We start from the raw sequence: 15,525 nt of genomic DNA, 5'->3' as shown, positions 1-15,525 counted from the left end.
CCGATGGGCTGGATCTCCCGACTGTTCACGGGTGCCCCCGCGGCGCCGGAGGAGACCGCGCCCGCTCTGCCGAGCGTCCCGACGAGCGAGGACATCCTCGCGGCGCTCGACCGGGTCGGCACGCGGACGGAGGGCCGGGTGCCCGGCATCGTCGCGGCGCGCATCCAGCGGATCGACGAGACGGTCCGCGAGATGGTGCCCCGTCTCGACCGCCTCGGCGGGATGAGCCGGCAGGGCCACACCGTCGTCGCGACCGCGACCAGCTACCTCCCCGAGGCGGTGGAGGGCTACCTCCGCCTGCCGAGGGACTTCGCCGACCGCCGCGCCGTGCACAGGGGGAAGACCTCGCTGATGATCCTCTGCGACCAGCTCGACCTCCTCGGAGGCACGCTCGACCGCATCTCGGACGCCGTCTCGCGGCAGGACGCCTCGGCGCTGATCGCGCACGGGCAGTTCCTGGCCGAGAAGTTCACGGAGTCCTCGCTCTCCCCGAGCGGTCTCGACGCGCCTCCGCAGCCGGGAGCGCCGTCCGGATCCGGCTCGCTGACCCCGCCGAGCGCCTCGTGACCGCGCTCGCCCCGGCGCTGGACGCCCTCGTGCTCGCGGGGACGGCCGCCGGCCTCGACGCCGCGGCCGTCCGCGACGAGGGTGCGCGGCTGGCCGCCGCCGTCGCCGAGTCGATCCGCGGCGCCGGGCAGGACTGGCTCGCCGCGACCGGCGCGACGGGCGGTCTGGAGGCGTTCTTCACCGCCGCCTCGAGCGGCCGGCGCTGGCGGTCGGGGCCGACCGATCAGCTGGCCGCCCTGGTCGGCGCGGGCTCTCACCACTCCTCCGCCTACGCCCGCGCCCTGACCGAGGTCGTCTCGGCGGCCAGCGCTCTCGGCGACCCGGGCATCGGCGGCATCGCCTCCGCCTCCGCGACCGCCGCGGCCCAGCTCTCCGCCGTCCCGGGCGCCCGGGGCGCCGCTCCGACGACGAGCGGAGGAGTACCGCACACGACCGGCCGGACGCCGGACGGTGCCGCGAGCGCCGACCTGCCGACCGGTCTGCCCGCCGGCGTGCCCGGGGTCGACGAGATCCTCGAGCGCCTCCGCCGGACCGAGCACGACGGTCCGCAGGACGAGCCGGCGCCCGCCGCCGCTCCCGCCGCGGAGCCCGCCTCCGAGCCGGAGCCGCTCGACCCGCCGGAGTCCATCGACGACCTGCTCGCCGAGCTCGACGCGCTGATCGGCCTCGACCGGGTGAAGAGCGAGATCAAGCGGCAGACGCAGCTGCTCCGGATCGACACCCTGCGCCAGGCCGCCGGACTCAGCACGCCCACGCTCACCCGCCACCTCGTCTTCACGGGGAACCCCGGCACGGGCAAGACGACGGTGGCGCGGCTGGTCTCGCGGATCTACCGCTCGCTCGGCATCCTCTCGAAGGGCGTGCTCGTCGAGGTCGACCGATCGGAGCTGGTGGCCGGCTACCTCGGGCAGACCGCGACGAAGACCGCGGAGGTGATCGCCTCCGCGCGCGGCGGCGTCCTCTTCATCGACGAGGCCTACGCGCTCGCGCTCGACCAGTACGGCGCGGAGGCGGTCACCACCCTCGTGAAGGACATGGAGGACCACCGCGGCGACCTCGTCGTGATCGTCGCCGGCTACTCCGGGCCGATGCAGGGCTTCCTCGACACGAACCCGGGTCTCGCCAGCCGCTTCTCGACCACGATCGACTTCGCCGACTACTCCGACGACGAGCTCTCGGCGATCTTCGGCCGCCTCGCCGCCTCCGCGGACTTCGAGCCGACGGAGGAGGCGCTCGCCGCGTTCGCGGGCCTCGCCTCGGCGCAGCAGCGCACGGAGGCGTTCGGCAACGGGCGCTGGGTCCGCAACGTCCTCGACGCGGCGATCGCCCGGCACGCCTGGCGCCTCCGCGACGTGGAGGAGCCGACGCTCGACGAGCTGCGCATCCTGCTCCCCGAGGACGTGGTGGAGAGCCCCGAAGCTTCGAGCAGCCCGGACGGAGCCGGCGACGACGACGAGGGCGCGGTCGACGGCTCTGAGGAGGCCTTCGGGCAGGCGGACGCCGCCCCGAGCGGCACGGCCGTCCCCGTCACCGACGACCCCGAGGAGGAGAGCCGTTGAGCACCGCACCCGCCGCGCCGCCCGCGCAGAGGATCCCCGAGCCGCCCCTCGTCCAGGTCGCCAACCGGCCGGCGCAGCGGAAGCCGTCGCTGCTGGCCCGCGCGACCGCGACCACTCCGGCCACCCTGCGCCTCCTGCTCGCCCTGACGGCGCTGGCGGCCGTGCTGTTCGGCGTGTTCGCGCAGCAGGCAGGAGCGATGCAGGCGCGCGCCGCGACGACGGCCCGGGAGCAGTCGGCGCAGCTGCTCGGCGTGCAGAACGTCCGCACGCTGCTGGTGGACGCCAACGCGATCGCGGCCAACACCTTCCTCGTCGGCGGACTGGAGCCGACCGAGCTGCGGGCGTCGTACGTCTCGAGCCTCACCGGCGCCGCCTCCGCGATCGCCGGGCTCTCGGCCGCCGACTCGGCGGACACCCGGGCCCTCGCCCGGGTCGCCAGCAGCATCACGACCTACAGCGGGCTGATCGAGCAGGCGCGAGCCAACAACCGGCAGGGCTTCCCCGTTGCCTCGGCGTACCTCGACCAGGCGTCGACTGCCCTCTCGGGAGACGGCGGCATCCTCGAGGACCTCGACGGGCTCGTCGACTCCGGTGCCGACCGGGTCGCGGCCGCCTACGACGCCGTCCGCTGGAGCGTCCTGCTCATGATCGGCTCGCTCGTGATGCTGGTCCTCCTCCTGGCGGCGCAGCTCTGGCTCGCCCGCCGCACGCACCGCTACCTCAACCGCCCTCTCGCCACGGGGACCGCCCTCCTGCTTGTCGTCGGCGTCGGCGGGGCGCTCGCCTACGGATCGGTCGCGGCGGACGCGGGGACGGCGCGGGTCGAGTCCTACCGCGAGGCGCTCACCGTGTCGAACGCGCTCATCGCCGCGAGCGACGCCAAGTCGCTCGAGAGCTTCACGCTGATCAAGCGCGGCTCCGGCGCCGCCCTCGAGGAGCGCTACACCCAGGCAGTCGACTCCGCCCGGGAGAAGCTGTCGGGCGACCTGCAGGACGAGCTGGCGAGGACACGGCTCGTCGACGAGTTCGGGCAGTGGCAGTCGTTCCACGAGGAGATCCGGCAGGCGGACGACGCCGGGAACTGGGACCAGGCCGTCCGCGTCGCCACGATCACCGGGAACGGCACGCCGAACGACCTCTTCACCACCTTCTCCGACGACGCCCGCGACGTGGTGCAGGAGAAGGCACTGGCCGCCGCCACCACGCTCGACAGAGGTGCGGAGTTCGCGACCCTCGTCTCGTGGATCCTGCTGGCGGCGGGTCTCGCCGGAGCCGTGTTCGCCTGGCGCGGCATCGCCCAGCGACTGGAGGAGTACCGATGAACCGCCTGCGCGCCGCCGCCCTCGCCCTGGCCACCGCCGCGGCACTCGCCCTCACCGGCTGCACGACGGGGGCGGACGACCTCGGCACGCCCCTCGCCGCGGCGACCCCGACTCCGACGGCGAGCGCGTCCGCTCCCGCCGCTCCTGCCGCGGCGGACTGCTCGCCCTCGGCGGTCACCTCCTACGCGCCGACCGGCGTGACCGACAGCACCAGGCTCGCGGAGATCCGCGGGCGCGGGACCCTGCGCGTCGGCGTCTCGGCCGACACCCTCCTGATGAGCGCCCGCAACCCGATCACGGGGGCGATCGAGGGCTTCGACGTCGACATCGCCCGCGAGGTCGCCCGGGCGATCCTCGGCAGCGACTCCATCGACTACGTCGTGATCACCTCCGCTCAGCGCCTCCCCGCGCTCACCGGCGGCGACGGCGCCCCGCAGGTCGACATGGTGGCCCGCACCCTCACGATGACCTGCGATCGCTGGAGCTCGATCGCCTTCTCGTCCGAGTACTACGACGCCGGCCTCAAGGTGCTCGTCTCCGACGACCCCGACGGCGTCCCGATCACGGGCATCGGCGACCTCGACGGCGAGAGGGTCTGCGCGCCCAGCGGCACCACGACGCTCAGCCGCCTGCAGAACGACTACCCGGAGGTCGAGGCCGTCGAGGCCGCCACGCACTCGCAGTGCCTCGCCCTCTTCCAGGCAGGAGAGGTCGACGCCATCGCGGGCGACGACACGATCCTCGCGGGCTTCGTGGCGCAGGACCCGTACGCGAAGGTCGTCGGCGACGCCCTGAGCTCGGAGCCCTACGGCCTCGGCCTGCCCGCCGACGACCCCGACTTCGTGCGCTTCGTCAACGCCTCGCTCGAGAGCATCCGCAGCGACGGCCGCTGGCAGAGCATCTACGAGCGCTGGCTCGGGGTCCTCGGCGAGGCCTCGCCGCCGGCCCCGGTGTACGGCCGATGAGCACCGGTCTCGCGGAGGGGACCCCCGTCGCTCCGGGTCGGCTGGGGGAGGCCGCGCCGCAGCGCGAGCTCTTCGAGTACCTCGCCGCTCTCACCCGCTGGCTCCAGCGGACCACGCGCGAGCTCTCGCGGCTGGACGCCGCCGCGCTGGCGTCGCCGCAGGCCGAGAACTACACGGCCGACGTGGTGCTCGCCCAGTCGCTCCGCGAGTCCGTCACCCGGCGCCTCGCCGAGCTCGAGGCGGTCTGGGACTCCGGCCGCGTCGACGTCGTGGCGCGCGAGCGGATGTCGCAGCTGATCTGGGGCCGTCTCGACGCCTCCGGGAGCGGCGCGGTCTCGCTGGTGGAGGCGGTGCGCCTCTGCGACGCGGTCGTCGGCCAGCTGCGCTCCCGGCTCGAGCTCGACCCCAGCGGCACCGACGTCGCCGGGCGGATCGTGGGGGTGCGCGCCGAGATCGAGCGCTGCCGCGACCTCACCCGTGACGGCGGCGGCACGGTCGACCGCGAGCGGGCGGAGCGGGTCGCCGTGCTGCGCTCCCGCCTCGACGCGCTCGCCGAGCGGGCGGGTCGGGGAGCCGACGTGTCGGGGCCGCTCGGCCAGCTCGAGAGCGACTCCGCCCGGCTCGAGCGCGACCTGATCATCGCCGCGTCCGAGCGGCGCGGACTCGAGCGCGACCGCCGTCGGGCGCGCGAGCTGGCGGAGGCGGCCGAGCGACGCGAAGCGCCGCTGCGCGAGCTCGTGGCCCGTTGCCGCCGCGAGATCGCCGACCCGCCGCGGCTGGCCGTGCCCGACGTCTCCCGGCTGGGCGATCCTCCGTCCGACCGCGAGGCGCTCGACGCGCACCTCGCCCGGCTCACCGCCGTCGGCCGCGCGTTCGACGCGGTCGAGGCCGCCTACACCTCGCCGCTGCGCGAACGGGCCGCCCTCGGCTTCCGCGTCCGGGCGCTGCGGGAGCGGGCCGAGGGCAACGGCCGCGCTGCCACCGCCGTCGGCGTCGCGGCCGAGGAGGAGGTGCGCGCCGCCCTCGACGCGGTGCCCTGCTCCGTCCCGCTCGCCCGCCACCTGGTCGAGCAGTACGACGTCGTCACCCGCGACCTCCCGCACCCCGACCCCGCGCACCACCGGAAGGCCACCCCATGAACGGCGCCCCCTGCACCGCGACGCCCGGCTGCACCGGGACGATCGAGGACGGCTACTGCAACGTCTGCGGCCTCCCGCCCGAGGAGGGCGCCGCCGCCTCCGCGCCGACCGCGCGCCGCGCCGCTCCGGCCTCCCCGCCCGCCACCGCCTCCGCCGCCTTCGGCACCGGCTTCGTCGAGGGCACCCCCGGCGCCACGGCACCCGGCCCCGCGGAGGAGCCGGCCACCGCGCGCAGCACGCGCACCTCCTCCGCCCGCCTCGCCACCGCCGCCCTCGGCTCCGCCCGCACGGCGCAGACCGGCTCGAAGGTCACCCGCCGCGTCGGCACCACCTCGACCCGACTGCGCGGCCCGAGGCTCGGCGCCGGGCTCACCACCGTCCCGTCCCGCCCGGCCGCCGACCCGATTGCCGCCCTGATGACCGAGGCGGTCCTCCCCGAGCGCAAGCGCTTCTGCTCGCACTGCGGCACCGCCGTCGGCCGCGGGCGCGACGGTCGGCCCGGCCGCACCGAGGGGTTCTGCCCCAACTGCCGCACGCCGTTCTCGTTCACTCCGCAGCTGGTGAAGGGCGATGTCGTCGGCGGCCAGTACGAGGTCGTCGGCTGCCTGGCCTACGGCGGCCTCGGCTGGATCTACCTCGCGCGCGACCGGAACGTCTCGGGGCGCTGGGTGGTGCTCAAGGGCCTGCTCAACTCCGGCGACCCCGATGCGTACGCGGCGGCCGTCACCGAGCGCCGATTCCTGGCCGAGGTCGAGCACCCGCTGATCGTCGAGATCTACAACTTCGTCCTGCACGACGGCGCCGGCTACATCGTGATGGAGTACGTCGGCGGGCCGAGCCTCAAGCAGATCCTGAAGGAGCGGCTGGACGCCAACGGCGGCGCCGCGGATCCGCTGCCGGTGGACCAGGCGCTCGCCTTCGTGCTCGAGGTCATGCCCGCCTTCGCCTACCTGCACGACCACGGCCTGCTCTACTGCGACTTCAAGCCGGACAACATGATCCAGGTGGGCGACCAGGTCAAGCTGATCGACCTCGGCGGAGTGCGCCGGATCGACGACGAGGACTCCGCCATCTACGGCACCGTCGGCTACCAGGCTCCGGAGGTCGCCGACCTCGGTCCCTCGGTCGCCTCCGACGTCTACACGATCGGCCGCACGCTGGCCTCGCTGGTGCTCGACTTCCGCGGCAACCAGACGACCTTCGTCGCCTCGCTGCCGCCGGTGTCGGAGACGCCGCTGTTCCAGCGCTACGACTCCTTCTACCGCCTGATCGCGAAGGCGTGCGCTCCCGACCCGCAGGACCGCTTCGCCACGGTGGACGAGATGCGCGGCCAGCTGCTCGGGGTGCTGCGCGAGGTCGTCGCGACCGACCGCGGTCCCGGACACCCCGCGCTGCACTCGACGGAGTCGGCCCTGTTCGAGGCGCCCGTGGCCGACGTGGTCGACCGCGTCCCGCCGTGGGACGCGCTGCCGGCGCTCCGCCGCGACGAGTCCGATCCCGCCCGGTCGTGGCTCGCGGGCGTGAACGTCGCCGACCCGATCGTGCGCCTGCGCGCTCTCGCGCTCGCGCCCACCGTGACGGTCGAGGTGCGGCTCGCCCGCGCCCGGGCGGCGATCGAGGCGCAGCGCTGGGAGGAGGCGGCCCGCGCGACGGGCGAGATCCTCACGGAGGACCCGTGGGAGTGGCGGGCGGTCTGGATGAACGGCCTCGCCCAGCTCGCGCGCGGCGACGACGTCGGGGCCCGCGCCTCCTTCAACACCGTCTACGGGCAGGTCCCCGGCGAGCTCGCCCCGAAGCTCGCGCTCGCCGCGGCGTGCGAGGCGAGCGGCGAGCCCGAGGTCGCCGAGTCCCTCTACGTGATCTGCGCCCGCGCCGACGCGAACTACACGGCACCCGCCGCCTTCGGTCTCGCCCGGGTGCGGCAGCTGCGCTCCGACCTCGACGGGGCGCTCGACGCGCTCGACATCGTCGCGCCCACGCGCTCCTCCTACTCCGACGCGCGCCGCCGCCGGGCGGAGCTGCTGGCGGAGTCGGGCCGCGGGCTGCCCGCGCTCTCGGCCGCCCTCGCGAGCGTCGACTCCGTGTCGATCGACCAGCGGACCCGCCTCGAGCTCACGACCCAGGTCCTCGCCTCCGCTCTCGAGCTGGTGCGGCGCGACGGCCCGGCCGAGGGAGCGACCCTCGGCGGAGTCGAGGCGAACGAGGCCGCCATCCGCGACGGCCTCGAGGCCTCCTACCGCGCGCTCGCCGCCTCCACTCGCGAGCGCGACGAGCGCCTGCGCCTCGTCGACCGGGCCAACGAGGTCCGACGCTGGACGCTGACATGAGCGGCGCGCTGTCGACTCCCTGCCCGAACTGCGGCGAGCCGGTCACGACGGGCGACGCGTTCTGCGAGGCCTGCGGGACGCCGCTGATCGTCGCGGCCACCCCCTCCGCTCCGCCCGTCGCCGTCGGAGGATCCGCCGCCTGCGTCTACTGCGGGGGAGCGGTCGCCGAGGACGGCTACTGCGAGCAGTGCGGACGCCCCGCTCCGACCGAGCGCGAGCACTGGGCCGAAGCGCCGCACCCGCTGGTCGGCGGCGTCTGCGACCGCGGGCTCCGGCACCCGGCCAACGAGGACGCGATGGCGCTCGGGGCGACCACCGGCGCCGACGGCTCTCTGAGGACGGCGCTGCTGGTGGTCTGCGACGGGGTCTCCTCGACCCCCGACTCCGACAAGGCGTCGCTCGCCGCGGCCCGTGCGGCACTCAGCGCGCTGCAGGCCGAGGTCGGCGGGGAGAGCGCGGGAGCGGACCGCTGGAGCGCGCTGCTGCAGATGGCCACCGCGCGCGCCTCCGGAGCGATCGACGCGGCCGTGCCCGAGAAGCGGTCGAATCCGCCCTCGTGCACCTTCACCGCGGCGGTGCTGGACGGCGCGCTGCTCGTCACGGGCAACGTGGGCGACAGCCGCAGCTACTGGATGCCGGACGCGGGCGAGCCGCGGCAGCTCACGGTCGACGATTCGTGGGCGCAGGAGCAGATCGCCTCGGGAGTGCCGCGGGAGCAGGCCGAGACGGCGCCCGACGCTCACGCCATCACCCGCTGGCTCGGCGCCGACGCGCACGACGAGGAGCCGCGGGTCGCCTTCGAGGAGCTGAACGAGCCGGGCTGGGTGCTGGTCTGCTCCGACGGGCTGTGGAACTACGCGTCCGCCGCCGAGGACCTCGCGCGCGTGCTCCGTGACGCGCAGGAGCGGGTGGGCGCGGATCCGGTCACGCTCGCGGAGGCGCTGGTCGCCTGGGCGAACGAGCGCGGCGGGCACGACAACATCACGGCCGCGCTGGCGCGGTTCGACCCGGCGGGTGCGGCGGAGGCAGCGGATGCAGCGTCCGCTGCCGAGGTGCACGGTGAGGAGACCGGTACAGCCGAGCAGGATGCCGCCGACTCCGGGGCCGATCCCGACGGTGCGGAGCCGGACGCTGCCGACACCGGCGCCGCCGACCTCGGCGCTGCGGATCCCAGCGCTGCGGGCCCGAGCGCGGCCGACCCCGACCCGGCCACCCCGTCGCCCGACGCCGACGCCTCCCGTCCCGCCGACTGAGCGCGCCGATCCGTCCAGATCACCCCTCCACCGCTGGACGGATCGGCACCCCCGCGGCCGTGGTCACGCCCCTACAGTCGTCGCCATGAGCATCGTCGAGCCCGCCACCGCCCTGTCCGTCGTCGGCCACTGGATCGATGGGGCTCCCTCGGCCTCCTCGTCCGGCCGCACCGCTCCCGTCTACGACCCGGCGCTGGGAGTCGCGACCAAGGAGGTCGCGCTCGCCGACTCCGCCGAGGTGGACGCCGCCGTCGCCTCCGCGAAGGCCGCCTTCCCCGCCTGGCGCGACACGTCGCTCGCGAAGCGGCAGCAGATCGTCTTCCGCTTCCGCGAGCTCCTCGAGGCGAAGAAGCAGGAGCTCGCCGAGCTGATCACGTCGGAGCACGGCAAGGTCGTCTCGGACGCGCTCGGCGAGATCACCCGAGGCCAGGAGGTCGTGGAGTTCGCGACCGGTCTCGCGCACCACCTCAAGGGCGAGTACTCGGAGCAGGTCTCCACCGGCGTCGACGTCTACTCGACCAAGCAGCCGCTGGGTGTGGTCGGGATCATCTCCCCCTTCAACTTCCCCGCGATGGTGCCGATGTGGTTCTTCCCCATCGCCATCGCCGCCGGCAACACCGTCGTGGTGAAGCCCTCCGAGAAGGACCCGTCCCCGGCGATCTGGCTCGGCGCCCTCTGGAAGGAGGCCGGCCTCCCCGACGGCGTCTACACGGTGCTCAACGGCGACAAGCAGGCCGTCGACGGGCTGCTCGAGCACCCCGACGTCCGCTCGATCTCGTTCGTCGGCTCGACCCCGATCGCGCAGTACGTCTACGAGACGGGCACCCGCCTCGGCAAGCGCGTCCAGGCCCTCGGTGGGGCGAAGAACCACATGCTGGTGCTCCCCGACGCGGACCTCGACCTCGTCGCCGACTCCGCCATCAACGCCGGTTTCGGCTCGGCGGGCGAGCGGTGCATGGCGATCTCGGTCGTCGTCGCGGTCGAGCCCGTCGCCGACGAGCTGATCGCGAAGATCCAGGAGCGGGCCGCGACCCTGCGCACCGGCGACGGCCGCCGTGGCTGCGACATGGGCCCGCTGATCACCGAGGCGCACCGCGACAAGGTCGCCTCCTACATCGCGATCGCGGAGGAGGACGGCGCGGAGGTCGTCATCGACGGCCGCGGCATCGAGGTGGACGGGGACGCGAACGGGTTCTGGCTCGGCCCGACCCTGCTCGACAAGGTCCCCACCACCTCCCGCGCGTACACGGAGGAGATCTTCGGACCGGTGCTCTCCATCGTCCGCGTCGCCTCCTACGAGGAGGGCGTCGCACTCATCAACAACGGCGCGTTCGGCAACGGCACGGCCATCTTCACCAACGACGGAGGAGCGGCCCGCCGCTTCCAGAACGAGGTCGAGGTCGGCATGATCGGCATCAATGTCCCCATCCCCGTCCCCGTCGCCACGTTCTCCTTCGGCGGCTGGAAGGCGTCCCTCTTCGGCGACACCAAGGCCCACGGAGCAGAAGGCGTCCGCTTCTTCACCCAGCAGAAGGCCATCACCAGCCGCTGGCTCGACCCCTCCCACGGCGGCATCAACCTCGGGTTCCCGCAGCATTCCTAGGCTCTCTCCTCCTTCGTCGTCGATCGCCCGCAGTCGGCCTGGGAGGGTGGTCGCGTCTCGCAGAGCGTCCTGCGTTCCGCGCACGTCGATCCGCTGAGACGCGGACCACCGGTTGCGCTCCGCGGCGCTTGTGAGGCTCTCTCCTCCTGGCGTCGTCGATCGCCCGCAGCCGCGGCGCTGGTGAGCCTCTCTCCTCCTTCGTCGTCGATCGCCTGCGGTCGGCTGGGGAGGGTGGTTCCGTTCTGGAGGGCGTCGTGCGTTCCGCGCACGTCGATCCGCTGGGACGCGGATCACCGGTTGCGCTCCGCGCCGGCGGGAGGCGGTCGGTCGACCGGAGAGGCTCCTGAGCACCGCCGAGCGCAACCGTCGATCCGCGTGTGAGCGGATCGTCGTGCGCGGTACGCGACCCGCTCTTCCCATCGTTCCCACCTTCTGAGGCCGACCGCGGCCGATCGACGACGCCAGGAGGAGAGAGGCTCTTGAGCACCGCGCAACCGGCGATCCGCGTGGGAGCGGATCGTCGTGCGCGGTACGCGACCCGCTCTTCCCATCGTTCCCGCGTTCTGAGGCCGACCGCGGCCGACCGACGACGAAGGAGGAGAGAGGCTATGAGTGGAGCCGCAGCGCCGTCCAGAGCTCGGTGCGGGCGGAGACGTCGTCGAGGTCGAGGCCGAGGGCGCGCTCGACGGCGGTGATGCGGTTGCGGAGGGTGTGACGGTGCACGCCGAGGTCGCGGGCGGCGGGCTCCCAGGCGCCGTTGCGGCGGAGCCAGACGCGGGCGCTCTCGAGCAGCACGGCTCCCTCCGGGGTCAGCAGCGGTGCGAGCATCCGGCGGGCGAGCGGTGCGGCTCCGGCGGCGGCGAGGAGCCCGATCATCCCCTCGGCGGCGACGTCCTCGAAGCGGACCACCGTCCTGTCTCCTGTCCGCTCGGCGGCGCGCCGCGCCTCCTCGAGGCCCCGGTCCAGGTCGGACCAGCCGATCGGGGCGGAGGCGCCGGCGCTCGCGCCGTGCCGCTCCAGCACGGCGGTCAGCGGCCCGAGTCCGTCGGCGGCGGCGACGGTGACGAGCGAGCCGTCCCTCTCGGCGAAGAACAGGCGCGCGCCGTCCTCCTCCGCCACGACCTCCAGCTCGTCGAGGAGCGAGTCGCCGTGCACGGGCGCGCTCAGCACGACCACCCGCACGGGCTCGGCGGGCAGCGGGCTCCCCAGGCGCCGTGCGGTGCTCTCGGCGACGTCGAAGGCTCCCGCGGCCAGCAGCTCGAGCAGTCCGGAGCGCAGCTGCCGGCGGGAGGAGTCCAGCGCGCGCCGCTGCTCCAGCGCGATGCTCGCCAGGGCGATGACGCTCGCGACGAGGTCGCTGCCCGCCGGGTCCAGCGGCGTGCCCGTGCCCACGGCGAGCACCCCGCGCAGGTGGTCGCGGCGCCCGATCGTCTGCAGCGTCACACCGCCGCCGTCGTCGAGCCGGAGTCCCGCTCGGCTGCCGCGGGTCAGCGCGTGCCTCGCGGCCGCGGCGACCGCCTCCTCCGCCGGCACGTCGAGCCGGGTGGGCAGGTGCACCCTCTGCCCGGCCGCGTCGTAGAGGGCGACCCAGCAGTCCAGCTGCCGCTCCAGCTCGGTGAGGATCGCCGCGAGCCCGTCCGGCCGCAGCGCCGCGCGGGCGACCCGCCGCTGCGCCTCGAGCGACCACTCCAGCCGCTCGCGCTGCTCCCGCGAGATCACGTCGGCGACGAAGCGGATGATCCCCATGAACGGAGTCAGGTCCGCCACCTCCAGCAGCGGCAGGCCCTGGCGGTCGCACGCCGTGACGAGAGCGGCGGGCACCTCGTCGTGCACGATGCGGGTGGCGAAGCCGAGCGCGCGGATGCCGCGGCCGCGCAGCCGGGCGACGTACTCCTCCGAGAACTCGGCGCTGTCGTGCCCGGTGAAGTGGACGCCGTCGGTCAGCAGCAGCTGGCCCGACTCGAGCCAGGGCGTCGGATCGACGAGGTCCGAGGAGTGCGCCCAGACCAGAGGAGCGTCGAGATCGGCCTCGTCGTGGACGCCGGCGAGCACGCGGAGGCGGAAGGCCGGTTCGGCCAGCAGATCGCGGACGGTCGCGGGCATGCGCGGCTCCCTTCGACGTTCCGTCCATCGTAGGGTCCGCGGATCGACGGATCCGCACGCCCGCTTCCGAGGCGCGCGCGGCACGATGGGGAGCATGACGTCCTCGACCGCCCCCACCGTCCGCGACAACGCCTCGGTCACCGCCGCCGACCGGTCCCGCGTGTTCCACTCCTGGTCGGCGCAGGGCGCGCTGAACCCGCTGCCGATCGCAGGCGGTCTCGGCGCCGAGGTCTGGGACGTCGACGGCACCCGCTACCTCGACTTCTCGAGCCAGCTCGTGAACGTCACCATCGGCTACCAGCACCCGAAGGTCGTCGCCGCGATCCAGGAGCAGGCGGGCGTCCTCACCACCGTCGGCCCCGCCTACGCGAACGAGACCCGCGCCGAGGCGGCCCGCCTGATCACCGAGCGGGCGCCCGAGGGCATGGAGAAGGTCTTCTTCACCAACGGCGGCGCGGACGCGAACGAGAACGCGATCCGCATGGCGCGGCTGTTCACCGGCCGCGACAAGGTCGTCTCGCTGTACCGCTCGTACCACGGCAACACGGGAGCGGCGATCGTCTCGACCGGCGACTGGCGCCGCATCCCGAACGAGTACTCCCGCGGGCACGTGCACGCCTTCGGGCCCTACCTGTACCGCAGCGAGTTCTGGGCCGAGACCCTCGAGCAGGAGTGCGAGCGCGCCCTCCACCACCTCGAGCGCGTCGTGCAGGCGGAGGGGCCGGAGTCGATCGCCGCGTTCCTCCTCGAGACCATCCCCGGCACCGCCGGCGTGCTCACCCCGCCGCCCGGCTACCTCGCGGGTGTGCGCGAGATCGCCGACCGGTACGGCATCCAGCTGATCCTCGACGAGGTCATGGCGGGCTTCGGCCGCACGGGGGAGTGGTTCGCCTTCGACGCCTTCGACGTGCGCCCCGATCTGATCACCTTCGCGAAGGGCGTGAACTCCGGCTACGTCCCGATCGGCGGCGTCGTCATCTCGGATCCGATCGCCCACCACTTCGACGAGCGCGTCTTCCCCGGCGGTCTCACCTACTCGGGCCACCCGCTCGCCGCGGCCAGCGTCGTCGCGACGCTCGAGGCGATGGAGGAGGAGGGGATCGTCGACAACGCGCGCACCATCGGCTCGGAGCACCTGGCCCCCGGCCTGGCGGCGCTCGAGGCGAAGCACGACCTGATCGGCGAGGTCCGGGGCTCCGGAGTGTTCTGGGCGCTGGAGCTGGTCACCGACCGGGCCGCGCGCACCCCGCTGCCGGCGGCCTCCGTCGCCCGCCTCAAGGCCGACCTGCTGTCCCGCGGCCTCCTGCCCTTCACCGCCGACAACCGGATCCACGTGGTCCCGCCGGCCGTCATCACTTCCGCCGAGGTCGCCCGCGGCCTCGGCATCCTCGACGACGCCCTCACCGCCTTCAGCGGCTGACCGCACTCCGTTCCGCAGGCGGCGGCGTCCTCGCGAGGCGTGTCCGGGGATCCGCGTTCCAGCGGATCCCCGTCGCCGTGCGCATCCCGCTCATCGAGACCCGGCCCCGCGCCCGGGCCGACTGCGGGACGCCGCGAATGCAGCGGCGCCGTCGCGAGGCGTGTCCGGGGATCCGCGTTCCAGCGGATCCGCGTCGCCGTGCGCGTCCCGCTCCTCGGGACCCGGCCGCGCGCTCGGGCCGACTGCGGGACGCCGCGCGGGGAGCGGCGTCCTCGCGAGGCGTATCCGGGGATCCGCGTTCCAGCGGATCCGCGTCGCCGTGTGCGACCCGCTCCTCGGGACCCGGCCCCGCGCTGGAGCCGACTGCGGGATGCCGCGAAGGGAGCGGCGTCTTCGCGAGGCGTATCCGGGGATCCGCGTTCCAGCGGATCCGCGTCGCCGTGCGCGACCCGCTCCTCGGGACCCGGCCCCGCGCTGGAGCCGACTGCGGGACGCCGCGCGGGGAGCGGCGTCCTAACCAGCACTGTGCAAGGCGAACGCCGTCACGAACCCGAGGACCGCGTACAGCCCGGTGAGCACGTCGTCGCGGTCGAACGCCTCGGGGATCATCGTGTTCGAGATCATGGCGAGGATCGCGCCGGCGGCGACGGTCGTCACGAAGGCCACGACCGCGCCCGGTGCGGTGGCGAAGACCAGGAAGCCGACCAGCGCCGCGGCGGCCGAGATCGCGGCGATCCCGCCCCAGACGGTGAAGACGTAGCGGGCGGAGCGGCCGTCGGCTTTCATGCCGACCGTCGAGGACAGGCCCTCGGGGAGGTTCGAGATCGCGACCGCGGCGACGATGGGCACGCTGATCGCCGCTCCCGCTCCGCCCTGGGCGACCGAGAGGCCGAGCACGATCGATTCGGGGACCCCGTCGATCAGGGCGCCGGCCGCGATGGCCGCGCCTCCTCCTCCGCCCGACCCCTTCGCGCTCTTGCGGTTCCCCGCGCCGGCGCGGGTGAGCAGCGCGTCCGCGCCGACGAAGACGACGGCTCCCGCGAGCGTGCCGAGGATCGTCGGGAGCAGTCCTCCGTCGTCCGCCGCCTCCTGCACGAGCTCGTAGGCGAGCGCCGAGATCAGCACCCCTGCTCCGAACGCGGAGATCGCGGCGGTGAGCTTCGGGGGCACGCGCACGAACCAGGCGAGCGCGGCGCCGATCAGGAGGGTGGCGCCGCCGATGGCGCCGCTGGCGAGGGCGAGGGTCCAGGGAGGCACGGCTCCACCC

At 74.3% G+C, this 15,525-nt stretch carries 11 protein-coding genes; 9 read left to right on the top strand and 2 right to left on the bottom strand.

Going from position 1 to position 15,525, the window contains the following annotated elements:
- Positions 1-3: 3 nt before the first annotated feature.
- From C5C36_RS13210 to C5C36_RS13175, 8 genes are all read left to right on the top strand, one after another.
- Complete coding sequence (locus C5C36_RS13210) at positions 4-567, top strand: hypothetical protein (protein WP_104309869.1); 564 nt, start codon at positions 4-6, stop codon at positions 565-567.
- Positions 564-2,126: an AAA family ATPase gene (locus C5C36_RS13205; RefSeq protein WP_258066325.1), complete on the top strand. Its 1,563-nt coding sequence runs from the start codon at positions 564-566 to the stop codon at positions 2,124-2,126. The genes C5C36_RS13210 and C5C36_RS13205 overlap by 4 nt, the downstream gene beginning before the upstream one ends.
- Positions 2,123-3,448, top strand: a complete 1,326-nt coding sequence (locus tag C5C36_RS13200) for a hypothetical protein (protein ID WP_104262736.1) — start codon at positions 2,123-2,125, stop codon at positions 3,446-3,448. The genes C5C36_RS13205 and C5C36_RS13200 overlap by 4 nt, the downstream gene beginning before the upstream one ends.
- Positions 3,445-4,413 (top strand): glutamate ABC transporter substrate-binding protein, encoded by a 969-nt coding sequence (locus tag C5C36_RS13195; RefSeq protein ID WP_104233136.1) that lies wholly within the window; start codon positions 3,445-3,447, stop codon positions 4,411-4,413. The genes C5C36_RS13200 and C5C36_RS13195 overlap by 4 nt, the downstream gene beginning before the upstream one ends.
- On the top strand, positions 4,410-5,552 hold the full coding sequence (locus C5C36_RS13190; protein WP_104287875.1) for a hypothetical protein: 1,143 nt from the start codon (positions 4,410-4,412) through the stop codon (positions 5,550-5,552). Before C5C36_RS13195 ends, C5C36_RS13190 begins: the two co-directional genes overlap by 4 nt.
- Positions 5,549-7,879 (top strand): serine/threonine-protein kinase, encoded by a 2,331-nt coding sequence (locus C5C36_RS13185; RefSeq protein WP_104309868.1) that lies wholly within the window; start codon positions 5,549-5,551, stop codon positions 7,877-7,879. Before C5C36_RS13190 ends, C5C36_RS13185 begins: the two co-directional genes overlap by 4 nt.
- Positions 7,876-9,132, top strand: coding sequence for a PP2C family serine/threonine-protein phosphatase (locus C5C36_RS13180; protein ID WP_104309867.1), 1,257 nt, complete (start codon positions 7,876-7,878; stop codon positions 9,130-9,132). Before C5C36_RS13185 ends, C5C36_RS13180 begins: the two co-directional genes overlap by 4 nt.
- A gap of 85 nt (positions 9,133-9,217) precedes the next feature.
- The gene (locus tag C5C36_RS13175) at positions 9,218-10,735 is read left to right on the top strand and encodes a CoA-acylating methylmalonate-semialdehyde dehydrogenase (protein ID WP_104309866.1); all 1,518 of its coding nucleotides are present in this window, start codon (positions 9,218-9,220) and stop codon (positions 10,733-10,735) included.
- Between the two features lie 606 nt (positions 10,736-11,341).
- Here C5C36_RS13175 and C5C36_RS13170 read toward each other — a convergent pair.
- A complete protein-coding gene (locus tag C5C36_RS13170; RefSeq protein WP_181133819.1) occupies positions 11,342-12,838 on the bottom strand; it encodes a PucR family transcriptional regulator in 1,497 nt (498 codons plus the stop codon).
- Positions 12,839-12,932: 94 nt separating this feature from the next.
- On the opposite strand from C5C36_RS13170, the gene C5C36_RS13165 reads away from it, so the two are divergent.
- Positions 12,933-14,258 (top strand): aspartate aminotransferase family protein, encoded by a 1,326-nt coding sequence (locus C5C36_RS13165; protein ID WP_104223841.1) that lies wholly within the window; start codon positions 12,933-12,935, stop codon positions 14,256-14,258.
- A gap of 513 nt (positions 14,259-14,771) precedes the next feature.
- On the opposite strand, the gene C5C36_RS13160 is transcribed toward C5C36_RS13165, so the two are convergent.
- Positions 14,772-15,515 (bottom strand): ZIP family metal transporter, encoded by a 744-nt coding sequence (locus C5C36_RS13160; RefSeq protein WP_104223842.1) that lies wholly within the window; start codon positions 15,513-15,515, stop codon positions 14,772-14,774.
- Positions 15,516-15,525 lie beyond the last annotated feature (10 nt).

It is taken from the genome of Rathayibacter sp. AY1G1, from assembly GCF_002932095.1.
Taxonomy (GTDB): Bacteria; Actinomycetota; Actinomycetes; order Actinomycetales; family Microbacteriaceae; genus Rathayibacter.
The sequence above is the reverse complement of the archived record's forward strand: the minus strand, read 5'-3'. Positions and strand labels throughout refer to the sequence as shown.